General features: G+C 60.6%; 29 protein-coding genes. 3 read left to right on the plus strand and 26 right to left on the minus strand.

The window, feature by feature from the left end; translation table 11 throughout:
• Window position 1 precedes the first annotated feature (1 nt).
• The 6 genes from FRH_RS11515 to FRH_RS11545 form a co-directional block, all read right to left on the minus strand.
• The gene (locus FRH_RS11515; RefSeq protein ID WP_281996888.1) at window positions 2-988 is read right to left on the minus strand and encodes a phage late control D family protein; all 987 of its coding nucleotides are present in this window, start codon (window positions 986-988) and stop codon (window positions 2-4) included.
• Window positions 985-1428 (minus strand): phage tail protein, encoded by a 444-nt coding sequence (locus FRH_RS11520; RefSeq protein WP_281996889.1) that lies wholly within the window; start codon window positions 1426-1428, stop codon window positions 985-987. The genes FRH_RS11515 and FRH_RS11520 overlap by 4 nt, the downstream gene beginning before the upstream one ends.
• Window positions 1429-1943: 515 nt before the next feature.
• Entirely contained in the window at window positions 1944-4667 is a 2724-nt protein-coding gene (locus FRH_RS11525) for a phage tail tape measure protein (protein WP_281996890.1), read from the minus strand.
• A 153-nt stretch (window positions 4668-4820) separates the two neighbouring features.
• The gene (locus FRH_RS11535) at window positions 4821-5129 is read right to left on the minus strand and encodes a phage tail assembly protein (RefSeq protein ID WP_281996891.1); all 309 of its coding nucleotides are present in this window, start codon (window positions 5127-5129) and stop codon (window positions 4821-4823) included.
• Between the two features lie 48 nt (window positions 5130-5177).
• Window positions 5178-5690 carry a phage major tail tube protein gene (locus FRH_RS11540; RefSeq protein WP_044627860.1) on the minus strand — a complete coding sequence of 171 codons (513 nt, stop codon included), beginning with the start codon at window positions 5688-5690 and terminating at the stop codon, window positions 5178-5180.
• Window positions 5691-5711: 21 nt separating this feature from the next.
• A complete protein-coding gene (locus FRH_RS11545) occupies window positions 5712-6896 on the minus strand; it encodes a phage tail sheath protein (RefSeq protein WP_281996892.1) in 1185 nt (394 codons plus the stop codon).
• Window positions 6897-7062: 166 nt separating this feature from the next.
• Between FRH_RS11545 and FRH_RS11550 the strand changes: the two genes are divergently transcribed.
• Both FRH_RS11550 and FRH_RS11555 read left to right on the plus strand, forming a co-directional pair.
• Complete coding sequence (locus tag FRH_RS11550; protein WP_281996893.1) at window positions 7063-7908, plus strand: hypothetical protein; 846 nt, start codon at window positions 7063-7065, stop codon at window positions 7906-7908.
• Window positions 7909-7944: 36 nt separating this feature from the next.
• Window positions 7945-8802, plus strand: coding sequence for a hypothetical protein (locus FRH_RS11555; protein WP_281996894.1), 858 nt, complete (start codon window positions 7945-7947; stop codon window positions 8800-8802).
• A gap of 57 nt (window positions 8803-8859) precedes the next feature.
• On the opposite strand, the gene FRH_RS11560 is transcribed toward FRH_RS11555, so the two are convergent.
• The 10 genes from FRH_RS11560 to FRH_RS11605 are packed head-to-tail and all read right to left on the minus strand — an operon-like array spanning window position 8860 to window position 14184.
• Window positions 8860-9333, minus strand: a complete 474-nt coding sequence (locus tag FRH_RS11560) for a hypothetical protein (protein ID WP_281996895.1) — start codon at window positions 9331-9333, stop codon at window positions 8860-8862.
• A gap of 12 nt (window positions 9334-9345) precedes the next feature.
• Entirely contained in the window at window positions 9346-10185 is an 840-nt protein-coding gene (locus tag FRH_RS11565; protein ID WP_281996896.1) for a hypothetical protein, read from the minus strand.
• Window positions 10182-10547 (minus strand): hypothetical protein, encoded by a 366-nt coding sequence (locus tag FRH_RS11570; protein ID WP_193460735.1) that lies wholly within the window; start codon window positions 10545-10547, stop codon window positions 10182-10184. Before FRH_RS11570 ends, FRH_RS11565 begins: the two co-directional genes overlap by 4 nt.
• On the minus strand, window positions 10544-10798 hold the full coding sequence (locus tag FRH_RS11575) for a hypothetical protein (RefSeq protein ID WP_281996897.1): 255 nt from the start codon (window positions 10796-10798) through the stop codon (window positions 10544-10546). Before FRH_RS11575 ends, FRH_RS11570 begins: the two co-directional genes overlap by 4 nt.
• Window positions 10791-11150: a hypothetical protein gene (locus tag FRH_RS11580; protein ID WP_139525413.1), complete on the minus strand. Its 360-nt coding sequence runs from the start codon at window positions 11148-11150 to the stop codon at window positions 10791-10793. The genes FRH_RS11575 and FRH_RS11580 overlap by 8 nt, the downstream gene beginning before the upstream one ends.
• On the minus strand, window positions 11147-11674 hold the full coding sequence (locus FRH_RS11585; protein ID WP_281996898.1) for a phage tail protein: 528 nt from the start codon (window positions 11672-11674) through the stop codon (window positions 11147-11149). The genes FRH_RS11580 and FRH_RS11585 overlap by 4 nt, the downstream gene beginning before the upstream one ends.
• Window positions 11671-12393, minus strand: a complete 723-nt coding sequence (locus FRH_RS11590) for a phage tail protein I (protein ID WP_281996899.1) — start codon at window positions 12391-12393, stop codon at window positions 11671-11673. The genes FRH_RS11585 and FRH_RS11590 overlap by 4 nt, the downstream gene beginning before the upstream one ends.
• Window positions 12390-13286 (minus strand): baseplate J/gp47 family protein, encoded by an 897-nt coding sequence (locus tag FRH_RS11595; RefSeq protein ID WP_281996900.1) that lies wholly within the window; start codon window positions 13284-13286, stop codon window positions 12390-12392. Before FRH_RS11595 ends, FRH_RS11590 begins: the two co-directional genes overlap by 4 nt.
• Window positions 13283-13633, minus strand: a complete 351-nt coding sequence (locus FRH_RS11600; RefSeq protein ID WP_281996901.1) for a GPW/gp25 family protein — start codon at window positions 13631-13633, stop codon at window positions 13283-13285. The genes FRH_RS11595 and FRH_RS11600 overlap by 4 nt, the downstream gene beginning before the upstream one ends.
• Window positions 13633-14184, minus strand: a complete 552-nt coding sequence (locus tag FRH_RS11605; RefSeq protein WP_281996902.1) for a phage baseplate assembly protein V — start codon at window positions 14182-14184, stop codon at window positions 13633-13635. The genes FRH_RS11600 and FRH_RS11605 overlap by 1 nt, the downstream gene beginning before the upstream one ends.
• Between FRH_RS11605 and FRH_RS11610 the strand changes: the two genes are divergently transcribed.
• Window positions 14113-14274: a hypothetical protein gene (locus FRH_RS11610; RefSeq protein ID WP_281998185.1), complete on the plus strand. Its 162-nt coding sequence runs from the start codon at window positions 14113-14115 to the stop codon at window positions 14272-14274. The two genes, FRH_RS11605 and FRH_RS11610, sit on opposite strands and share 72 nt — an antisense overlap.
• Here the strand turns inward: FRH_RS11610 and FRH_RS11615 are convergent.
• From FRH_RS11615 to FRH_RS11660, 10 genes are all read right to left on the minus strand, one after another.
• A complete protein-coding gene (locus FRH_RS11615) occupies window positions 14261-14719 on the minus strand; it encodes a phage virion morphogenesis protein (protein ID WP_281996903.1) in 459 nt (152 codons plus the stop codon). The two genes, FRH_RS11610 and FRH_RS11615, sit on opposite strands and share 14 nt — an antisense overlap.
• Window positions 14709-15203: a phage tail protein gene (locus FRH_RS11620; protein WP_281996904.1), complete on the minus strand. Its 495-nt coding sequence runs from the start codon at window positions 15201-15203 to the stop codon at window positions 14709-14711. The genes FRH_RS11615 and FRH_RS11620 overlap by 11 nt, the downstream gene beginning before the upstream one ends.
• Before the next feature lie 107 nt (window positions 15204-15310).
• Window positions 15311-15733, minus strand: coding sequence for an Rz-like lysis system protein LysB (lysB, locus tag FRH_RS11625; RefSeq protein ID WP_281996905.1), 423 nt, complete (start codon window positions 15731-15733; stop codon window positions 15311-15313).
• The gene (locus FRH_RS11630) at window positions 15730-16215 is read right to left on the minus strand and encodes a lysozyme (protein WP_281996906.1); all 486 of its coding nucleotides are present in this window, start codon (window positions 16213-16215) and stop codon (window positions 15730-15732) included. The genes lysB and FRH_RS11630 overlap by 4 nt, the downstream gene beginning before the upstream one ends.
• On the minus strand, window positions 16205-16408 hold the full coding sequence (locus FRH_RS11635; RefSeq protein WP_044627847.1) for a hypothetical protein: 204 nt from the start codon (window positions 16406-16408) through the stop codon (window positions 16205-16207). The genes FRH_RS11630 and FRH_RS11635 overlap by 11 nt, the downstream gene beginning before the upstream one ends.
• 23 nt (window positions 16409-16431) lie before the next feature.
• Window positions 16432-16656 (minus strand): tail protein X, encoded by a 225-nt coding sequence (locus FRH_RS11640; RefSeq protein ID WP_281996907.1) that lies wholly within the window; start codon window positions 16654-16656, stop codon window positions 16432-16434.
• Window positions 16653-17144 (minus strand): head completion/stabilization protein, encoded by a 492-nt coding sequence (locus FRH_RS11645; protein ID WP_281996908.1) that lies wholly within the window; start codon window positions 17142-17144, stop codon window positions 16653-16655. Before FRH_RS11645 ends, FRH_RS11640 begins: the two co-directional genes overlap by 4 nt.
• A 110-nt stretch (window positions 17145-17254) precedes the next feature.
• Complete coding sequence (gene gpM / locus FRH_RS11650; RefSeq protein ID WP_281996909.1) at window positions 17255-17935, minus strand: phage terminase small subunit; 681 nt, start codon at window positions 17933-17935, stop codon at window positions 17255-17257.
• Window positions 17936-17937: 2 nt separating this feature from the next.
• A complete protein-coding gene (locus FRH_RS11655; RefSeq protein ID WP_281996910.1) occupies window positions 17938-19008 on the minus strand; it encodes a phage major capsid protein, P2 family in 1071 nt (356 codons plus the stop codon).
• A 15-nt stretch (window positions 19009-19023) separates the two neighbouring features.
• Window positions 19024-19836: a GPO family capsid scaffolding protein gene (locus FRH_RS11660; RefSeq protein ID WP_281996911.1), complete on the minus strand. Its 813-nt coding sequence runs from the start codon at window positions 19834-19836 to the stop codon at window positions 19024-19026.
• Window positions 19837-19912: the final 76 nt, after the last annotated feature.

Consider the following 19912-nt stretch of genomic DNA (forward strand, 5'->3'; position numbering starts at 1 on the left):
GCTAACCTCTTACCTCACACCTAATCACCGTCCCCAACCCCCCATCATTCAGCGAGTGCGTGACCTCGCTTACCAGCCAGGCAGTGGCGTCGATTTGAGGCTTGAAGCCCGCGAGCGTGAGCGGGGTTTCGGGCAGCAGGTCGGCGCGGCCCAAAGCCAGCGTTAACTCGAACTCTGCCAGGCCGCGTTGGATGCGCTGCCATTCGGCACGGGCGGCGGCCAGGGCGTCGTCTTCCGTGGCGTAGGTGGGGCGTAGCTGTTTGGCGTTCTCTTCCGTGCCTGCCAGTACGGTGTGGCGCTCTGCGCCTCGCGTGTCGTTCCAGTAGGCTTTTACGCCGCTGTAGGCGTCGCGGTCGGTCACGTTGTAGCGGTGCTGGTCGCCGTCGCGGCGGGTGAGGGTGATGGCGGGCATAGCGCGGCCGCTGGCGGTGAGCCCTTGGCCGGCCACGGTGAACAGCATGCGCCCGGCTTTGATGGCGGCAATGGCATCGTAACGCTCGCCCAGGCGGGTGAGAAAATTCAGGTCTGATTCGTCGGTTTGGTCGATATGGCCAATACGAATGCCGTTGAGCGCGGCGGCCACCACCGGCTCCAGGCGGTTGCGGCCTGCGATGGTGGTGACGATCTCGCCCAGCGTCACATCGTGCCAGCCCTGGGTGCGCTTGCCGGGCAGTTGGCCGCGCATATCCGCCGAGCGGGCGCGAATGGTGAGCTGGTCCGGCGTGCCGGTGTGCTGTACTTCATCCACCGTAAAGCGGCCTTTATCCACCAGCTCTTCCTCCTGCCAGCCAAACGCCACCTGCAGCTCGGCCCCGCGTGAGGGAATGGCGAGCTGGCCGTCGTGATCCGCCAGGGTGATATCCAGTTGGTCGGCTTCCAGGCCGCGCTGCTCGCGTAGCGATAGGCTGATCAGGCGGCCGTTGATGCGTGGGGTGATGTCGGTGCCATCCAGCGTGATGCGGTAGCTGGGCTTGGGGTAAGCGTTCATACGTAGCCCCCGGCCAATCGCGCCACGGCGGGCAGCGCCAAGCGGCCGATCAGGTCGGTGCGTTCATCATTAACGTGCTCGAGCGTGAGGTTGAACTCGATTTTCTCCGCCGCGCCGTCGCGGAAGAAGTGGGAGCTGGTTTCTTCCACCCGGGTGACCACCCATAAGCCGTACTGGCGGCCGGTGCCTTCGACCAGCGGCCAGGCGTTGCCCTGGTCGGCCATCTCGCGGATCTCATCCAGGCTAAAGCGGCCGCCGGTGAAGGTGGGTAGCAGAGTACCGCTTAGGGTGATGGTATCCGCGCCTGGGCCTGCAAACTGGTAAGCGGGCCGCTGCCCCACGCGGGATTGGCTGGGGTGCCGCCATTCCGTGATACGCTTAAGTTCTTGATAGGGAACTGAACGAGTTTCAAAGATGAACATGCCGAGGGCCATTAACATCGTGAGTTATCCTGTGAATAAATTAATAAAAAAGTTTTTCCATGGGCGCAATATAAGATCTGAGAGGTTCAGAATTAGGAAGCGGCTTAAAAAAGGGGACAGTGAAGGGCTGTTCTGGTTTAAGCTTGGTATTTATTTTTATATTCAATACTTTTTCTCATTCTTATTGATTGCTCTATGCGTTGGTGTTCTTGATTCATTCGAAGGTGTCAATGATGATGTTTTGTTTGAAGCCATTAGAGAAGTCCCAGTGAGGGATTTTTTATATATTGCTATGGGCGTAATAGCTATTTCCTTAGTGCGAGAAACCAATAAGGTTCCTTTGGCGCTATTGATTACCCACTCAGCTTTCCTCGTCGTTTTCATGCAAATTATGAATTGGATTCCTGATGATATGGCTACGTATAGAGATAGTTATCTCATAAACTGGATTGCTCTGTTTTCCTTTGTTTCAGTTTTAGTTTTCATGATTTGTATACCGATGAATGCAATGTTTGTGCTAGTTACTCGTATTGCTACTCTAGATCTCGCAAAGAAGAACGACTCCGCGCAGCCTTCTCCCGCTCCCTCCGATCTAGCTCACGACCTACGATACTCGCGATCTCGTGCGCGTCGCTCCCGGGCGCAGCGTTAATCGTGATGTGGTAGTGGTTACTCGAGTTATCGACGTGCTGCACCGCTGCCTGGCTGCTGAGCGGCGGCCGGTTATCGAACTGAATCGGCGTTTGCTGCTCGATGTTCGGCATCGCCACGGTGGGCAGGGTGGCCGCCCCGAGTGCCAGCCCGGCTCCGGCGCGGCTCACGCGGCGGGCGATCTCTTGAATGCGCTTGGCAGGTTCGTCGCGCTGGGCGTCTAGCCCCTGGTTCAGGCCGTCCACCGTGTAGCCGCCTAGCTGGGTGAACACGCGGGAGGGGCTGTTGATATCCAGCACGTCGGCAAACCAGCTGCGCACGTTGTCGGCAATGCCCATTACGCTGTCGCGCAGGTCGGCGAGTTTGCCGGTCAGCCCGCCGATCAGCCCTTCGATGATGTTGATACCAAAGCCCGAAAAGATGCGGCTGGGGGAGTGGATGCCGAGGATCTCTTTAAACCAGTTGGCGATGCTGTTGGCGAGGTCGGTAATCACCTGGCGCACGGTGCCGAGGCCGTTGCGCAGGCCTACCAGCAGCCCATCAATCACCGCGCTGCCTAGCGTGGTGAAGCGGGCGGGGATCTCGACGCCCAGCGCGGAAAGCGCGGTGGTAATGCCTCGGTACAACAGCCCAAGCGGCGACCAGTTCATCAGCAGCTGCGCGACTGCCCCCAGCCCATCATCGAACGCGGTTTTTACCTGCTGCCATAGCCCTTGGAAGAATGCTTTGATGGGTTCCCAGTAGCGATAGATGAGATACGCGGCGGCGGCAATGGCGGCCACCGCTGCACCAATGGGGTTGGCGACGGCCAGCATACCCACGGCGCGAATCACCCCGCCTAACCAGGTAAGTGCTTTACCCACCATTAGCGCCTGCGGGCCGAGCATTGCCATGCCAAAGCGCACCATGGCGAAGGGGCCGAGGATGGAGGCGAGCATCAGCGTAAGCGCGCCACCTGCCGCGACCAGCACCGCCACCAGGGCGGCGGCTTTGGCGAGAGTGCCTGCCAGCTTGGGGTTTTCGTTGATCCAGCGGCCGATGCCGCGGGTGATGGCGGTGACGTTCTGAATCAGACCGCGCAGCGCGCCGTTGTTGGTCTCGGTGATCGAGATACCCACTTCATCCCAGGCCGATTTGAGCGATTTCAGGTCGCCGCCGATGTTGTCGGCCATGGTTTTGGCTACTCGGGCGTTTTCGCCAGCGGCGTTGGAGAGGATCTCGACAAACGCCTCAATGCCTTCGCTGCCCTGCTGGGCGATCAGTTCCGCCATGCCGGCGCCGGGTTCTTCGCCGAAGATGTCTTTTAGGTAGGCGGCGCGGTCGGCGTTGCCCATCGCTTCGGTGGCTCTTGCCACATCAGTGAGAATGCGAGGGATGTCGCGCAGGTTGCCTTCGGCGTCTTTGGCGTTCACGCCGAGGTCGGCCAGCGCACCGGCGGCGGCCCCGGTGGGGGCGGCTAAGCGGGTGACCATGGCGCGCAGGGTGGTGCCTGCCTGGCTGCCTTGAATACCCACGTTGCCCAGCAGCCCGGCCATGGCGGCGGATTGCTCCAGCGACATATTCATCGCCCGCGCTTGCGGGGCGACGTACTTCATTGACTCGCCGAGCATCTCTAAATCGACGTTGGCCCGCGTGGTGGTGGCGGTGAGCACATCGCCCACGCGGCCCATCTCGGCGGGGTCTAACCCAAAGCCGGAGAGGATGTTGGAGGAGATATCCGCCGTGCGGGCGAGATCCGTTTGGTTGGCCAGTGCCAGGTTGAGCATATCCGGCATGGCCGCTTGAATGGCGGCGGGGTCGAAACCGGCCATGGCCAGGTAGCCTTGGGCATCGGCGGATTGCCCGGCGCTAAAGGCGGTGGTGGCCCCTAGCTCCCGGGCTTGCTGGCGAAGCGCTGCCAGGCGTTCATCGTCTCCTTCCAGGCGGGTGAGTGCCTGCACCCGCGACATGGATTCCCCGTATTCAACACCGGGGGCCAGCAGCCGTGCCCCGGCGTACAGCGCGGCACCGCCGCTGGCCACCATGCCTGCGCCGGTACCGGCCATGCTGCTGCGTAGGCTCATGGCACGGTCGTAGCGGCTACGCGCTTGGGCGGCGTTGCGCTGCTGTTCGGCCAGCCGCTTGAGCCGCTGCCGCTGCTCTTCCACGGCGGTATTGGCCTGCTGGATGTCGCTGGAAAGCCGGCGTTGATCGCGGGAGAGGTGGGCGGTGCTGACGCCGTTTTCATTCAGGGTGCTGCGTAGCCGTTGGAGCTGCTGGCGTTCTTCATCTACCCGCTGGCTGAGCCTGCGCGCTTGGGTAATGGCTTTTTGCCGTTCAGCGCGCAGGGCGGCGGTGTCGCCCTGGTGGGTGTGCATTTGCTGCGAGAGGCGACGAATGCGCTCTTGCTGTTCCCGCAGGGCGGTGGCGGTTTCCGTGGATTGCCGGGTGAGGGTGCGAAAGGAGCTGACGTTCTTCTGCGTGGCCTGCAACTGCTTTAGGCGGTCGCGGTTTTCACGCATGGCCTGAGACGCGGCCTGGCTGGCACGGTCGATGGCCCGCAGCGGGCGGGTGGCCCTATCCACGGCGTTTAAAATGACCTGCAGCTTGAGGTTGTTACCGGCCACGCTGGCTCCTGGTGTCTGTGGTGGTGCTGCGTTTGCGCGCTCGTTCTCGCCAGGCCATGAGTTCGCGCAGGGTGAAGGCGGCGCAGTCTTGCGGGGTCCAGTGGAAGACGATGGCGAGATCCGCCATCGCGTCTTCTACCTGATTGGGGAGGTTTATTCGCTCTCGCCCTTGGCCCGCTTCGTCAGCAAAAAACCGGCGATTTCACCGCCGCATTGAACGAGGTCGGCCGGGTCCATTTGGCGTACCTCGGTGGCGGTGAGCGATGGGTTGGAGAGGCGCGGGATCAGGGTGATCAGCGCATCGGTTTGCATCTGCAGCACATCGGCCAGGGAGACACCGCGCAGCTCGCCGGAGGTGGGTTTGCGCAGGCGTAGCTCGGTGATTTCGGTCTCACCTCGGGTGAGCGGGGTATCCAGCGTGATGGTGGCAGCGATGGCTTGAGTGGTGGCAGCTTTGGTCATGGGGGTGTTCCTGGTGTTGGGTTAAAGGGATCGGGTTAAATGCCTGTGTTAAATACCCAGGCGCTGGCGGCGGCCTGCGAGGCGGTCGACGCCGTTGACCTTGAACACGCCGTTCACCAGGTCGATCTCGATTTTCTCGGTGCCGTCGATGGTGAGCTTGTAGTAGCTGAGCGTGCTGGTGACCTGATGCTCGGTGTTCTCACCGGTTTGGGCGTCGCCCATATCGATCTCGGTGTGGCGGCCGCGCATGACCACCTCGACTGAGGAGGCATCGTCGATGTCGTCGCGCTCGTAGCTGCCGGTCATGCGCAGCATGTCGGCGTCGATGCGGGCGGTGCCGAAGTTGTCGAACAGGCTTTCTACCAGCCCGCCTACCGTCCATTGCACGGTGAGCAGGCCGTCTTGGCCCATATCGATACCCACTGCGCCGTCCATGCCGCCGCCGCGCCACTCTTCGATCTTGCGGGTGAGGGTGGGCAAGGTGATCGACTGGACGATGCCCTGCCAGCTTTCACCATTGCTGAACAGGTTGAGGTCTTTGAGCTTTTTCGGGAGTGCCATGGGGGTCTCTCGCTAATCCAATCAGGCGGTGGCCGCGACGCGCTCGGCGAAGTCGGCCAGATAGGAGTCGGTGATGCGCTGCTGAAAACCGAGGTCTTCCAGCGGCGGTACCGGCGTGTAGTCGTAGTCGATGCGCAGCTTGCCGCCCTTGAGGGAGGTTTGGGTGTTGAGCTCCTCGTTTAGCCAGGCGCTGCCATCGACAATCAGCCCCAGGGTTTTCAGCTCGCGGAATTTGGCGTTCAGGCCTTCGATGATGTCTCGCGCTAATGAGGCGTGCAGGGGGAGATCCACCGCCCACAGGTGCGCTTCGGCCACGGTATCGGCGAGGATCTGGGCGGTGCGGGTGTAGTTCTCGAAGGGGAAGAGGCTTTCTGGCCCGGCGCAGGTGCGCGAGCCCCAGAAGCGGTAGCCGTTCTGGTTCACCAGCGTGGTGACATCGGCAGCATTGAGCAGCCCGGCATCGGTGTTGGGGCTTTGTAGATCCCAGAACACGTCTTTGCTGATGCCGGTGACGCCGTTCACCGCCACGTTACTCAGGGTTTTGTGCCAGCCCACGGTTTGATCCAGCTTGGCGCGCAGGCCCAGTGCGATTGCCACGGGGCTGATATCCAGCGTTTGCGCGTCGTCGGTATCGAACGCTTGCCACTGGGGCCAGAGCACCATCAGTTCGCGGGCACCAAACTCATCGCGGTAGGCGATGACATCGCTGGTGGTCTCGCAGCCGTGGGCGTACACGTAGCCAAAGGCGCGCAGCTGCTGCAGCACCGAGACCATCGCGGTGGCCACCGGCTGGGTATCCAGGTAAGGCACACCAATAATGCGCGGCGAGACGCCCAGCTTTTGCTTGGCGGTGAGCAGCGCCTGCAGCCCGGTGCGCTGGCCTAGCTCGGTGGTGGTGCCAATCACATTGGCGGTGGTGGTTTCGTCGTCTAGGCCTTCCTCTACCCGCACCACGACGATGATGGGCTTGGCCTGCTGGCCAATGCCGGTGAGGGTGTCTTTTAGCGTGCCTTGAGTGCCCGCTTTGCCAATGGCGGTGTCCACATTGGTCACCAGCGCGGGCTGGTTGAGGGGGAAGGTGGTGGCGTCCGCATCCGGTGCGGTGCAAACCACGCCGATGACGGCGGTTGAGACGGTGCGGATAGTACGCGTGCCGTCATTAACTTCCGCAACGCGCACGCCGTGGTGGTATTGATCGAGTGCCATGGTGGCTCCTGCGCAGGTTCACTGTTCGAGTAACGAAAAGGGTGAATTCACGCAGGTATCGTGCGGGGGCTGGGGGGAGGGTGGTAGCAGTGGTGGGTGTAAGTGGGGTGGTTTACATGGTGGGTGTGGTAAGGTGCGGGAAAGTGACTGCTAAGGGAATGTTGGGATGGAGAATAAACTGGTGGGTATGTTGGTAGCCATTTTCGCTTTCATCTTCGTGGCTGCTTATATCTTAGTTTTTGGCAGCAACCCAACATCAACCGATCCCGAGGATTGGGCATATTTTGCTACGTACTTATCAGGCACGGTGGGTGTCACAGCGGTGCTAGGCACGCTTTATGCAGTTGTTAGAACATTGGGACATCAACAGGAGCTTATTGATAGCCAAAATGAAATAATAAGAGATCAGAAGAAACTTATTTCATTTTCCGAACAACAATTGCAGTTTGAAAAAAGGAAAAGAGAAGTTGATTTAGCCTATGATAATATAAAAAGCCTGCTTCCCATGATGATTGATTATATTGAGGTTTCGCTTAATGAGATGGTTATGCCAACAGAGTCAATGAAAGTGGTTATCAGGGATAGAGGGCAAGGGTATAGTTACTATATAAGGAAAGACCTCTTTGAACATGCAAATAGAATAACGAGTTTTTTAAATGAAGACACTGTAGGTGATGTTGAGTCATATGCCAATATGACATTGGGACCTGTGATCAGAACCCATCTTTTTTTATTTCAACAGTTAAAGGTGTCTCCAGAACTTTTCAATGTCGTTGATTGCCAGTTAGATAAAAGGTTTGCAAGGCCTCTTAGGAGTCCAGGTTTTTATATGCTATGTGTAATGGCTTACTATTCCGGTTTAGGTGATGATGAATTTTGTGAAAAAGGAAAGCGTTTCTTGAATATGCAAACAACATTTGAAGGCGAAGATCGTAAGCTGGTGAATTGGTATGAGCTAGGGGTTAAGATAAAAAAACTCAATAGTGCACAGCTTGATGTACTTAATAAATAATTTTTATTGATTGTGAAATTCCTCATGGGGGTGGTTGTGGCAATTAACTTAAGTGCTGCTAAGTTTTTTTGTTGGATTAAAGACCATGGCTATTGGGTACTTGCCATTGCAGTAGTAATGATTGCGATGGTTGCTATAGGTGCATACGTATGGAATTTTAAAGAGTTGCCTATCTCATCCGATACTGGGAACTGGGCAGATTTTGCGACATACCTATCGGGTACAGTTGGGGTGGCGGCAGTAGTAGCTACTTTGGCAGCTTTTATAATTACTCTAAAACAACAGCAAAAGTTGATAGATAGCCAGGAGGAACAGCTGGCTATAGCGAAACGGCAACTTGATATGGCGACTGACAAAAGAATTGTAGAACGTGCATATGAAGCAAGCTTGAACGTACTGCCGTTAGTGGTAAACTCTTTATCCAATAGAAGTCAGAGAGACTTTCCGAACTTTTCTAGCAATGAGCATGTTGAAGTCTGGAATTGTGCCCAGCTTTTTCAACGTATGAACTATAGCCAGGTGCTGGCATATCCTAGCACGCTGACTAATGCCATCAAGAGTGAAGTAATAAACCCAAATGATGTAGATTTTTTTGTTAGAGATTATTTTTCTGAGATTGATGATATATGCTTAATGGCTTTTGAACTGATAGGGGCTGATTCTAATATCTATTATATTTTTGATAGCAATATGAAAAAAGGCATTGGCATGGACAAAGACGTTTGGGTTTTTGTGAGGTGCTATTGCTCTTATAAGGTGGGTGTTGGTGATATTGATTTTATGAAAAAAGCTAGTGAGTATCTAAGATTTGAATTGCGACAGGCAGGTGAGGAATGGTTATGGTTTGGGCTTGGAGAGCAAGTAAGAGAAAGTGCTGGTAATATTGCATGGTGAGTTATTAAGTCTTAGATAGCCCGCCAATCGGCGGGCTTCTTATTTCAGTGTGATTGGTCAGCCCTCCGGCGGCCGATACCGATTCAACTGCTCAATCGCTTCCTTAGCAGCTGCCTCTGCCGCTTCGATCGTCTCCGCTTGGCGTACCGACGCTTTGCCGCCGAGCCGTAGTTGGCGGATCTCGCGCAAGGCGGTTTCCCATGCCTCGGCGGTGGCGACGATCTCGGTGGCGGCGGTTTCGGCACCTACTTCAAACATGGCCATGTGGTCGCTGACGCTGGAGGGGATGGCGTTGGCATCTTTGCCGCTGTCTAGCCAGGCCTGCGCCTCTTGCTTAGCGAGCAGATACTCCTGATCGATATAGCTGCCTGGGCTGACAAACGCGGCACGGGCGTTGCCGGCGGCGGTGTCGATGTGCTGGTTTAGCTTTTGCTGGCCTGCGTGCAGTATGACATCGGTTGGTAGTGTGGTTGTCGCAGAGTCCACATTCCAGTACGAGTTGCCGTTATGAGATACAGAGCTAATTATCATGCTATAGGCTCCTTAAATATCTGTTAGGTCGAGGTTCGTTAATATGTTTCGGTTGTCTGGATAGATGTTGATTAAATCCCGCCAAGTGATACTGCCTATTAGGTTAGTGGCGTAAACGTCCAGTTTGAGGGTGTGGTGTGTGCCATTGCGGTTTTTGACAAGATGTGCATGCCCCGACACATTCTCAATGACCTCGATACTGCACAGCGATAAATAGAGGTCACGCCCTGTGTAACCACTGTAGGCCGCTATTAAAGGTGCGTTTCTAAGCGTGATCGCCGCAGCGTGCATGATTATTGAAATGGCGCTATTGGAGTAGGCCCAAAAAGAGGTTTGCGTACCTAACGTTCCTTTTGAAGCGTCAAAGTCTACCGTTAAGTCACAGAAGCGAGTCAGTATGTTTCCAGTGGATAATCCAGCTACATAACCACTGTAGTAGTTATTGGCTTGGTCATATGCAGGGGAAAATTTAATCTCTGGCTTACCAAGGTTTGCATAGTCGCCCCATGCGTAGAAGCCAATCATCCCGGTGGAGATGTAGAAACCAAACCCGTTAACTTCATGGGTTTGTCCGGCCTTTAGATATATCACTATTTCTGCACCGCTAGCCGCGTGCTTTCCAATCCCTTTGATGGTCTTTAGTGGTTCGGTTTCTTTGGTACCCGTATGGTTGTCATCGCCGTATTCAGCATCGACGTAAAAGGTCTGTTGCGACAGTTTCTTCACCGCCTCAGGCACTGCTTGGGTGGCCTGATCCACCTTCTGGTCAATCTGGCTCATCTTCCCAGCCACTTGACTGGTGAGGCTATTGGCGGCGCTGACGAGCGCGGCGACTTGGCTTTCTAAGCTCATGGTGTCTCCTGGGTGGCGTTTTGGATGTTGGCCGCGCCTTGGGTGAAGGCGTCGGTGAGCGCGGTGAGGGCCTCGCTGAGTTCAGCCTCAAGCGCGGCGTGTTGGGTTTTGGTGGCCTTGGTGCCGAGCTGCTCGGTGATGGTGGCGGCGAAGTTGGGGTTGTTGCCCAGCGCTTCGGCGATCTCGGCCAGGGTGTCGAGGGTTTCGGGCGCGGCCCCGATCAGCGTTTGAATGCGCTGGTCGACCTGTTCCGGCGTCATCACGTCGGCTTTATTGGCTTTGTTGCGCAGCTTGCCGTCGATCACCCCGAGTGTGTGGGTCACGGCTTGGCGAAGCGCGGCGAGGTTGTCGTCAAAACTCATGGGGTGTCGTCCTCCTGGGCGCTGATGCTGCCGCCGTAGTAGGTGAATTCCTGTGTGAGCGCGGCCATCATGCTGCCGAGCTGTTGGGTGGCGTGGCGGGCCTCGCTGACCTGCTGCAGGATCTCCGCCGAGAGCGTGCCGGGCGGCCCCTGCAGGCCGTGGCTAATTACCTGAAAGCGCGACGATGCGGGTAGGCGCACGGTGACGCTGCGGGCGGGCATGGTGATGGTGAGGCGCGTGGCGTTAGCCATGAATCACCCCCGGCTGTAGCTGAAAGCGCCCTTGCAGCAGGCTGAACACATCGCCGTTGGGAAAGGTGATGCGCAGCTCGTAACGGGCACCTGCCCAGTGCGGGGCCACGGGGCCAGCGGTTTGCTCGGGGCGAAGGTGCAGGTGGATGCCACCGTCTTCTGGCTCCAGGTCGATGCCGTTACCCGTCTCGCAGGTGAGCAGCGTTTCTCCCTGGTAACTGACCACCGCGAACATCGCCTCGCAGCCGGTGAGGTTGATCGGCGTGGCGTGGGCGTCGTCGCTGGCCCAGGTCGCGCTAAAGCGGTAGGTAGTGCCCGCGATCATTGAGAGTGTGGGAGCTTGGGTGCTCATGGGCGTTTCTCTAGGGCTTGAACGCGGTAGAGGAGATCCACCTGGCGGGCCATGTTGTCGACGATGGCCGCCGCATTGGCGAGGTACTGCTCGCCCCAGGCGGCCAGCGACAGGTTGGCCCCGGTGGTGACGACCGTGACGGCATCCGCCGGTAGCGCCTCCAGGCGTAGATCGAACGCCAGCAGCAGCGGCACGTTATTGGAGACGTAGGCCAGCGGCTGGGTGCTGGACCAGATCGCCAGCAGCGTGCCGTCTTCCAATTCAAAGCCCACTTCCCGCACCCAGAACTCCGGGCCATCGCCATCCACCACGCCGGTGACGTGGAGCTGCCGGTCGGCGGTCTTTTCGCCATCGGCAATAGGAATACGGCGGCGCTGGTTGCCGAGTGAGGTGTGCGATGGGCTAGGCGTGCGCCCCTGATCACCCAGCACGAGGTGGGTAATGCGGGCTTGCAGGCCATCGCCTTGGGCATTAAACACGGCGTTTAGCCCGGCGAGGGTGAGCGTGGGAACAAGGGCCGTCATGCGGGGGCCTCCATGGGATAACGGGCCACCGCCGTGGCGCGGAAGGTGCAGGCCACGGCAAGCGGGGTGGATAACGTGGGAGATTGGGTGGCGGTGGCCGCCCAGCGGGAGACTGCCGCCGTGCGCTGCACGGCTGCCGCGCCGAGGGAGCTTTGGGCATTCAGCGGGGGCGTGATGGCGTTGGCGGTGTCGCGCCGAACGGCGGCGCTTTTCACGGCGCTGGCGGCCCCCATGCCCGCTGCGTAGCGGGCACCCACCTGGAAGGTGTAGTGGCTGCGCTGGTTCTTGGCGTTGTCGATGGCCTGGCGTAGCTGGGTGTAGAGCGTGTCGCTGAGCAGCGCCGGCGCTTCGGGCGTGAGGTTTTCGTTCACGTAGAGCACGGCGCGGAAGGTGCCCCGTGGCAGGTGGGGCGTGGCCTCGAACCACTCGGTGAGTTCGACTTCTACCCCGAGGGATTCCATGGCGAGCTCGACCGCTGGGCGGGTGCCTTTGATGCGGTGAAGCTCTGCACTGTTGGCGATCACGCGGCGCTTGACGCTCTCCGGCCAGGACTCGTGCCACTGGTCGACCGAAAACGCCCAGGCCAGAAACGGCAGGCAGTGCGCCGGGCAGGTGGCCGGGTTCCAGAGCGTGCGCAGCGGTACCGGCAGCGCGAGCGGGTGCGAGGCGGCCAGGCGCGATTCAAGCGCGGTGCGGTTGGGGGGCAGTAGGTCGGTCATACGCCCTCCGTGTGCAGGGTGATGCCGGTGCAGTGCGGCGCATGGTGCTGGGCGGCGATAATCTCGCTAAAGCCTTCCAACGTGATGCGCTCGACGCCTTCCACGGTGAGGGCGGCGTGAACGCCTGAACGGGTGATCCACGCCCCTAGCCGATGGCGGGCTTCCACGTATGCTGCTAGCTGTTGCCGGGCCTGCTCACGAATCACGGCGGGATCGGGGCCGATGCGCAGGGCCAACACCGCCGTGATGCTGAACGGCAGCAGGGTGGCCGCTTGCACGGTAACGCGATCCGTCAGTGGGCGGCGTTCATCCACGCTCTTGCGCACTGCCTCTAGCACCGCTTGGCTGGGCTGGCCACCGGCTTCCCGGGAGAGAATGGTAAGCACGACCTCCACGGGTTCCGGGCTGGCGACTGAAACATCCAGCACGCTGGGGTGGGCGCTAATGGCCTGGTACTCATACGCCCCACTTGGCCCCGCCACCGATAACCCTTCAAAGGCGAGCTGAATACGGGCGCGGTAGTCGCGGTTTTTTTCCAGGGTGGGACGTACCGGCGGAATGGCGGTGGGGTCGCCTGCGTCCAGCACTAGGCGTTTCACGTTAAGGTTGGCCCCGAGCTGGTCGAGGTCCTCATCGTTGGCGAAGGCGATCATCACCGCGCGGGCCGCTTCATTGATGCGCTGGCGTAGTAGCAGCTCGCGGTAGGCGTTCTCCTGCAGCAGCTTGACCGTGGGTTCGGATTCCAGCGCGAGCAGCTCGGCCACGGCTTCCCGCTCCTCTTCGGGATGCAGCGCGATCAGCCGCGCCTTGCGCTCGGCCAGGATCGTTTCATAGTCCAGCGGCTCGATGACGTTTGGCGCGGGAAGCTGGGAGAGGTCGATGGCATTGTTCATAGATTCCCCCTGAGCGGCACGTCTAGGCTGACGCGCTCGCCGTTATCCACGCGCTGAGCGGTGATGATCAGATCGAAACGACCAGGGCGCTGGGTGGAGACCTGCCGGGTGACTTGTTGCACGCGAATACGCGGTTCCCACTTCATTAAGGCCACCACCGTGGCGGCGTAGGCACGCAGGGCGGTGGGGCCGTTCAAGGGCTGGTCGATCAGTTCCGGCAGCAGCGAGCCGTACTCCCTACGCATCACGCGGGAGCCGATGGGCGTGGTGAGAATGTCTGCCACCGATTGCTGGATATGGGCCAGCGAATCCAACTGGCGGCCGGTGTGTGCGTTCATGCCTGCCATTAGATTGGCCCCTGGGTGTTGGCGGGGCCGGGCTGGATGCCGCTATGGGCGTGGTCGTGCCCCACGTTTTTGCCGTTGTGACTTAGCCCGCCGCCTTGCTGGCTGTAGCCGCCTTTCCGGTTCAGCTCGCCGGTGTGCTGGATGTTGCCTTGCCAGGTGGTGCCGCCGGGCGCGCTGATTTCGATGGCACCGGGCAGGCGGATGCGCAGCACGCTGTTGGCGTGGTCGTACTCGAATAGCCCCTCATCGGGGAAGATTCTGCGCCACAGCGTGGCGACCTCCGCCGGGGCGGGGTGCGCGTTTGAGCACAGTCCGCACAGCACCACACCGGCGGCGGGGTCGCCGCCGGGTGAAAAGAGGATGACTTGCTCGCCTTTCGTAGGCGGGTCCCAATCCCGCGTGGTGCCTGCGCGGCCTTCCAGCCAGGGCAGCCAGTCGGTTAACAGCTCGCCGGTTTTAACGCGCACGCGGGCAGCGCGGTGGTCCACCTCGGCGATGGTGCCGAGGCGGATCAGGTTGTGCAGCAGGCGGAGGAGTTCGGGAATGTTCATAGCCGCTATCCTGCGGCGGCGTTTGGCGAAGGCGAAGCGGCGGCGGGTGTGAATGGGGCGGTTTACACCGAGCCGCTTAGCCGGGGCTGAGGTGCTTGAGCACAGAATCCATAATGTGCTCTTGATCCAGCGCGGTGAAACCGAGCAGCTCCCGCTGGGCGTACTTCACGCGGGGGCCGTCGCGGGTGACGCGATCTTTGAGGCCGCGCTGGTGGGTGGCGGCGATGCGGGCGACGCTGCCGAAGAAACCCACCACGGCGGTGTCGCCTTGGGCGGTGGCCTTGAGCCATTTGGCAGTGGAGAGTTTGCTGAACATGGCGCGCCGTTTGATGCTGCCTTGCTGGGCGCGCAGGCGCTGTTCCTTACGCGGGGCGTAGGGCGTGCCATCCGGGTTGGTTTGGGCGCGGATGCGTTCGCGTTGGCGGCGGCGAAGATCCCGCGCCACGTTGCGGGCCAGGGCGCGGCGCTGTTGGTCGTCCAGCTTGGCGAGCAGCGGGCCGACCCACTCCTCCAACGCTTCCATGTTATCCGGCATTCGGGCCGTCCCATTCGGCTACCAGGGTGTACTCCTCCTGGGCGTCGCTATCGCGGATCAGTAGCTGCCAGCGGGTATCCGGGCAGCCGGTGGTCTCGAATCGTGGCAGGGCGCGGTCGACCTTAATGTGCCCAGTCGCGCATTCCACCTTGGCGAGCACCCGTTCGCTGAGCGTTACCCGCAGGGCGACATCCACCGATTGATGACTGAGGATCTCGGCTTCAAAGCGGATGGCATCAAAGGGGTCGGCGTCGGGCTGGTACTCGGCTAGCCACTGCAGCAGCGGCACGATGATGGTGTCCAGGTTCGCGCTGAAGTCGGTGAGCACGAGTTGGGCGGTGAACTGGTATTCGTGGGTAAGGTTGGGGCCACGGCGAAAGGCGATGCTGCCTTCTTCCACGAAGGTGAGCAGCCGTTCGGGGTCTTTCGCCAGGGCGGGTACCGCGTTAACCAGGTGAGCGCGTAGCAGGTGGAGCTTCTGCATGGTGGGCCTCTTGGCAGGCGATGACGGCATCGACTTCGGCGGCGCACTGTGCCCAGGCGGCTTCGGTGCGTTCTAGCTGCAGGTCTAGCTCGCCGTTGGTTTCGGGGTTACTCGCGGGGAGCGTGCAGGGGCTGGGGGTCGCGCACTGATTGATGATAAGCGTCGGCACCGGTGACGGCGGGGCGGCGGCGCATCCGGATAACAGCATCAGGCAGGCGAGAGCCGGCCCAAGCGCGAAGTTCTGCATTGTCACGGTGTAGCTCCTCAATGGTGGCCAGGCGGTTGGCCGCTGTGCGGGTGAGTGTGGCCTGCTGCTGAGCGAGGGCACGCCGCTGGCTTTCTAGGCGCATGGCGTTTTCCCAGAGCGCATCGATGACCACCTTGCTTTCTGCTTCCCGCTGCTGTGAGTGAGAGAGCTGCTGTTCGGCCAGTTCGGCGCGGGCTTCGGCGGCGTGGGTGCGCTGCCACAGCGCCCAGGTGATCAGCAGCACGAGCACCAAAATGGCAAGGGCGGCGAGTAGGCGGGTCATGGCGTGGCCTCCTGTGCTAAGCCTGCCAAGCAGATCTCTTTCTCAGTGGCACGGCGGCTAACCAGCCCGTTGAGCCGTTTTCCCCCGGCGTAAACCCAGCGGCTGAGCTCATGGCAGGCACCGTGCAGGTCGCCCCGGTTGAGTTTGCGCAGCAGGGTGGAGCGGGCGAAGTTGCCAGCCCCGACGTTGTAAACAAACGAGGCCAGCGCAGCGCGGGTGGGTTCTGGTAGCTCGATCTGGGCGCGGCGATCCACCACCACGAAGGCCTCGCCGAGATCCTGCTGCAGCAGGGCGGTGCATTCTGCCTGGCTGAGCGTTTGCCCCAGGCGGGCGGTTTCCGTGTGGCCATAGCAGATGGTCGGGATGCCTACGGGGTCGCGGTAGGCGGTGGGCTCGTACCCTTCGTAGAACGACACCACGGCGGTGGCGATACTGATGGCCCCGGCGGCCAGGCTGACGCCGAGCTTGGTTTTAAGACCCACGGCGGTTCTCCCAATAGTCACGTAAGCGGGTGAGGTAGCGGGGAATCAGCAGCCCGATTTGTAGCGCCAAGTAGAGCAGCGTTAGCACCGTGACCCAATCGGCGGGCGTCATGCCGCCGACGTGCAGCAGCGAGACGATGGCCGGGGGCGCGGCTTTGGCGCTTTCGGTGGTGATTTCAAAGTGGTGGCTCATACGGGCCTCGGCGATTTAGAACGTTAATCCCACAGGTTCACCGTGGGGGCGCGTTGGGTGGCCTGGGGAATGGCAGGCAGGGTGACCGGCGTGCCGTGGGGCAGCACCGGCCCCTGTTCTGCCAGCCCGGGGTTGGCGGCTAGCACTTGCTCGGTGACGCCTCGGGTGGTGCCGTAGACGCGGTAGCAAATGGCATCCAGGGTGTCGTGCTGCTGGGCGCGCACGGTGTTGGATGGAGCGAGGGTCATATCAGCTCGACCGTGCTATGTGGCCGCCCTTCGATCTCGCTGATCGCCCAGGCGGCGTCGCGGCGGTAGCCATCGGCGGGGGCTTGGAGCTGTTCACCGCGCTCCCGGGCGCTATTGGTGGCGTCATAATCGGCGTAGTGCTCCAGCAGACTGGCGTGGGCGGTGGAGTACACGGCGCGCAGGTAGAGCACGTTGAACACTTCCGGCGACTGCCACACGGGAATGGGCAGCGAGGCCATGGTGGGGTAGCCCGCTTCGACCTTGGCCTGCTGCCAATGGCGCAGCACGCGGTTGACCGTGATCATGGCGGCCTTCAGGGCGCTTTCGATGCGCGGCTGGGTGATGGTGCTGTCCAGCCGGTGGGTGGCGCGAAAATCGCTGGGCTGGATGTCCGGCCAGAAGCCGTTGTTTTCGAGCGGGCTGTCGAGCGGCTGCTCGGTGGTGTGGGTGCCGCTTTTGGGTGTGCCTGCCGAGATAAAGCTGCTCATCGGTTCCCTCACTTGAATAAGAAGGGGGTGGGCGGCGTTCGAGCGTGGGCGTTAAAACGCCTGGCTCTTACGTCGCGCCCCCTGACGTCGGCGGTCGACTCGGTTGGCCGCTAGCCCGTGGGCGTAGCGGCAGCGTTCTGTTTGCGTTCTCGTTCCAGGCGTTCGAGGTCTTTCTTCACGCCAATGCGGTCGTTGAGCGCGAGGGCGCGTTCCAGGTGGTGCTGGGCGTCGTCTAGCTGGCCGGTGGCTCGGCAGGTGTAGCCCAGCGCTTTGTGCAGCTTGGCGCGGATCTGGTCGTGCATATCCGCATCGCGGGTGAGCGCTTCCACATCCACCAGGTGAACCAGCAGGGCGGTGGTGTCTGCGCCTTCTTCATCCAGCTGCTTCAGTGCCTGGTCGGCGACCTCTTCGGCGATGATGGCGGCGGTGCCACGCTCGAATTGATCCGGCGGGGTAAGGCCGTGCTTGGTGGCGTACTTGGCGATGGCTATGGCCCCAGCGAGGTCACCGGCATCAATACGCCAGAGCATCACGCGCATCAGCACGTCGTCTTGCGCGCCCTGGCCCGCTTCCAGCACTCCGGACACGTACTCGGCGTACTTGGGCAGGATCTCGCGCTTGATTTCGGCTTTGCGCTCCATGGATTGGGTGGATTTGAGCAGGCGATAGTCTTCAAACAGCGCGGCTTGCATCAGCTCATACGCTTCGCCCTGCATGGGGGCTTCTCCCGCGTCAGCGGCGGCGAGGGCGGCGCTGACGCGTTCAAAGTGGCGGCGGGCTGGGCTGGTCATCACTACTCCTTGATGCCGTTTCGAGCAGCTTCAGAGAGTTCGATATTTTCCACCAGACAGCCCGCGCCGAACTCTTCCACCACGTAGGCGTCGTTGGAGGACTCGTAGTTCTCGATACGGTTGCGCTTGGGGTTTTCGGTGACGAAGCGGCGGCGGGCACCGTTCTGCCAGTAGACCGAGAGGTTATCCAGGGTGGTGACCATCAGCGCGTTTTCGGGGAAGAAAGGCACATCCATACCTTGCAGCCCGCCAATACGCTTTTGACTGATGACCAGATCGGCGGCGAGCTGCTCGCTGGGCGGTAGCTGGTTGAGCAGCGGGAAGTATTTATCCGACATCAGGTTGCGGCCGAGGATGACCACTAGCCCCGGCAGGCGGCGGAACCAGGGCGCGATGAGGCTACTGATGACGTCGTATACCAGGGCGTCCAGCGAGGCGTAGTCGCCTAGAATGCCGCCAGTCAATTTGCCTTCCGTATTTTTCTCGGCAGTGGGATCGATGAGAATCTTGCCGTTGGTTTTGCCGTCCTTCATCACTCGCTGAGGTGCGTGGGTGCGGTACTGCTGCAGCCAGCCGATGTTGACGTCTTGCAGGTAGGGGTTGGCGACCGGGTCGGTTTGCGCGGCGGCGGAGGTGCCGTTGAAGCCGATCATCATGCGGTCCAGCGCCTGCTGGCGAACGATGACATCGCGCACCATGGACTGGAAGTTGGGGAACTTGGCCCAGGCATCCAGCTTGGCGTAACCCAGGTGGGTGTCGAATTCGGTCATTCGGCACTCGTAGCCCTGGGCGTCCAGCGTGGTGAGGTCACGGGTTTTGCGGTCCTGGTTGGCGACGTTGGTGCGGGCGGCGATGGGGCCGGTAACGCCGAGGGCGAGCTTTTCGCCTTTCAGCTCATCGACGCCGACCATGTTGATGCGCGAGAGGAAGTCGCTGGATTCCTGAATGCGCTTTTCCAGCCGCTGCTGAATGGTGGGGTCGACGGCGAATTTTTGGGTGGCGTCGGGGACGCCGTTGAGCTTCGCCACTTTGGCGGCGAAGTTGTTGAAGTGCTTGCGGGTCTCGTTGCGCATGGGCGTGGGCGTCTCTTAGCAGTCGGTTTCGATGTCGGTGTCGCCGCCGGTGGCGGGCGTGCGGGCCGGGCGGTTGGGGGTGCTGTCGAGCTTGGTGTAGAGCGCGTCGAACTCTTTTTTCAGGGTCTCGTAGTCGCTTTTGAGCTCGTTGAAGGCGGCTTGCGTGGGGCGCTTTTTCAGGGCGTCGCTGAGTGCCTGGTGTTTTTCCACGAACAGGCCGAGGGTCTCTTCCAGCTCGCTGCGGAAGGCCTCGAAACCGGCGGCGCTTTTCGCATCCTGCTTTTTGAACAGCGCTTTGACGCGTTCGGCAAGCGAAGGGCCTTGCTCGTGCGGCGCTTCGCTAAAGGAGAGGTCGGTTTCCAGCGCTTCGGAGAAGAGGTTCTCCGGGCGCTGTTTGCGGGCGGCCAGCGGGGAGTTTTTGCCCTCAGAAGCGCTGAACTTGAGCATGGAGGTGCCGAGGGAGGCGGGGGAATCGGTGACCGCCAGCCCGACCAGGTAGGCTTCGCCGGTGTCGGCAAAGTCGAGGTCGATTTCCATGGAGGTGTAGACCTTCTGGCGTTTTTCGACCATGGCCTTGAGTTCGTCGGTGGGGTCGATCTCGGCATAAAGGCCGAGCTTGCCGTCGTCGTCTGCCTCGGTTTTGAGCGCGGTCACGTCGCCGTAGGCTTTGAAGGGGCCATCCGGCAGCAGGCCTTTGATGTGTTCCATATTGACCCGGCAGCCGTAGTTGGCGGGGTCGAAGTTGGCGGCCATTTGGGTGAGCCATTCGGCGCTGATGGTGCGGCCATCGGTGGTTGCGCCTTCTTTTGCGATACGGTGCCAGGGCATGGTCGGGCCTCGGTGAGTGGGTGGGCGTTTGGCTGCGGTCAGGTTCCCCGCAGTGGGGCCTTGGCTCAATGAGGGC

This window comes from Halomonas sp. A020 (genome assembly GCF_027943625.1).
GTDB lineage: Bacteria > Pseudomonadota > Gammaproteobacteria > Pseudomonadales > Halomonadaceae > Vreelandella > Vreelandella piezotolerans.

What these genes read in the sequence shown, in the direction of transcription:
- FRH_RS11635 (WP_044627847.1), bottom strand. Translation starts at nt 16,408, where the DNA reads ATGAGCCACCACTTTGAAATCACCACCGAAAGCGCCAAAGCCGCGCCC.
- FRH_RS11595 (WP_281996900.1), bottom strand. Translation starts at nt 13,286, where the DNA reads ATGAACAATGCCATCGACCTCTCCCAGCTTCCCGCGCCAAACGTCATC.
- FRH_RS11605 (WP_281996902.1), bottom strand. Translation starts at nt 14,184, where the DNA reads ATGAACATTCCCGAACTCCTCCGCCTGCTGCACAACCTGATCCGCCTC.
- FRH_RS11620 (WP_281996904.1), bottom strand. Translation starts at nt 15,203, where the DNA reads ATGCAGAAGCTCCACCTGCTACGCGCTCACCTGGTTAACGCGGTACCC.
- FRH_RS11640 (WP_281996907.1), bottom strand. Translation starts at nt 16,656, where the DNA reads ATGACCCTCGCTCCATCCAACACCGTGCGCGCCCAGCAGCACGACACC.
- FRH_RS11535 (WP_281996891.1), bottom strand. Translation starts at nt 5,129, where the DNA reads ATGACCAAAGCTGCCACCACTCAAGCCATCGCTGCCACCATCACGCTG.
- FRH_RS11570 (WP_193460735.1), bottom strand. Translation starts at nt 10,547, where the DNA reads ATGAGTTTTGACGACAACCTCGCCGCGCTTCGCCAAGCCGTGACCCAC.
- FRH_RS11545 (WP_281996892.1), bottom strand. Translation starts at nt 6,896, where the DNA reads ATGGCACTCGATCAATACCACCACGGCGTGCGCGTTGCGGAAGTTAAT.
- FRH_RS11655 (WP_281996910.1), bottom strand. Translation starts at nt 19,008, where the DNA reads ATGCGCAACGAGACCCGCAAGCACTTCAACAACTTCGCCGCCAAAGTG.
- FRH_RS11600 (WP_281996901.1), bottom strand. Translation starts at nt 13,633, where the DNA reads ATGGCAGGCATGAACGCACACACCGGCCGCCAGTTGGATTCGCTGGCC.
- FRH_RS11520 (WP_281996889.1), bottom strand. Translation starts at nt 1,428, where the DNA reads ATGTTAATGGCCCTCGGCATGTTCATCTTTGAAACTCGTTCAGTTCCC.
- FRH_RS11550 (WP_281996893.1), top strand. Translation starts at nt 7,063, where the DNA reads ATGGAGAATAAACTGGTGGGTATGTTGGTAGCCATTTTCGCTTTCATC.
- gpM (WP_281996909.1), bottom strand. Translation starts at nt 17,935, where the DNA reads ATGACCAGCCCAGCCCGCCGCCACTTTGAACGCGTCAGCGCCGCCCTC.
- lysB (WP_281996905.1), bottom strand. Translation starts at nt 15,733, where the DNA reads ATGACCCGCCTACTCGCCGCCCTTGCCATTTTGGTGCTCGTGCTGCTG.
- FRH_RS11645 (WP_281996908.1), bottom strand. Translation starts at nt 17,144, where the DNA reads ATGAGCAGCTTTATCTCGGCAGGCACACCCAAAAGCGGCACCCACACC.
- FRH_RS11515 (WP_281996888.1), bottom strand. Translation starts at nt 988, where the DNA reads ATGAACGCTTACCCCAAGCCCAGCTACCGCATCACGCTGGATGGCACC.
- FRH_RS11615 (WP_281996903.1), bottom strand. Translation starts at nt 14,719, where the DNA reads ATGCCGGATAACATGGAAGCGTTGGAGGAGTGGGTCGGCCCGCTGCTC.
- FRH_RS11560 (WP_281996895.1), bottom strand. Translation starts at nt 9,333, where the DNA reads ATGATAATTAGCTCTGTATCTCATAACGGCAACTCGTACTGGAATGTG.
- FRH_RS11590 (WP_281996899.1), bottom strand. Translation starts at nt 12,393, where the DNA reads ATGACCGACCTACTGCCCCCCAACCGCACCGCGCTTGAATCGCGCCTG.
- FRH_RS11585 (WP_281996898.1), bottom strand. Translation starts at nt 11,674, where the DNA reads ATGACGGCCCTTGTTCCCACGCTCACCCTCGCCGGGCTAAACGCCGTG.
- FRH_RS11575 (WP_281996897.1), bottom strand. Translation starts at nt 10,798, where the DNA reads ATGGCTAACGCCACGCGCCTCACCATCACCATGCCCGCCCGCAGCGTC.
- FRH_RS11660 (WP_281996911.1), bottom strand. Translation starts at nt 19,836, where the DNA reads ATGCCCTGGCACCGTATCGCAAAAGAAGGCGCAACCACCGATGGCCGC.
- FRH_RS11580 (WP_139525413.1), bottom strand. Translation starts at nt 11,150, where the DNA reads ATGAGCACCCAAGCTCCCACACTCTCAATGATCGCGGGCACTACCTAC.
- FRH_RS11565 (WP_281996896.1), bottom strand. Translation starts at nt 10,185, where the DNA reads ATGAGCTTAGAAAGCCAAGTCGCCGCGCTCGTCAGCGCCGCCAATAGC.
- FRH_RS11540 (WP_044627860.1), bottom strand. Translation starts at nt 5,690, where the DNA reads ATGGCACTCCCGAAAAAGCTCAAAGACCTCAACCTGTTCAGCAATGGT.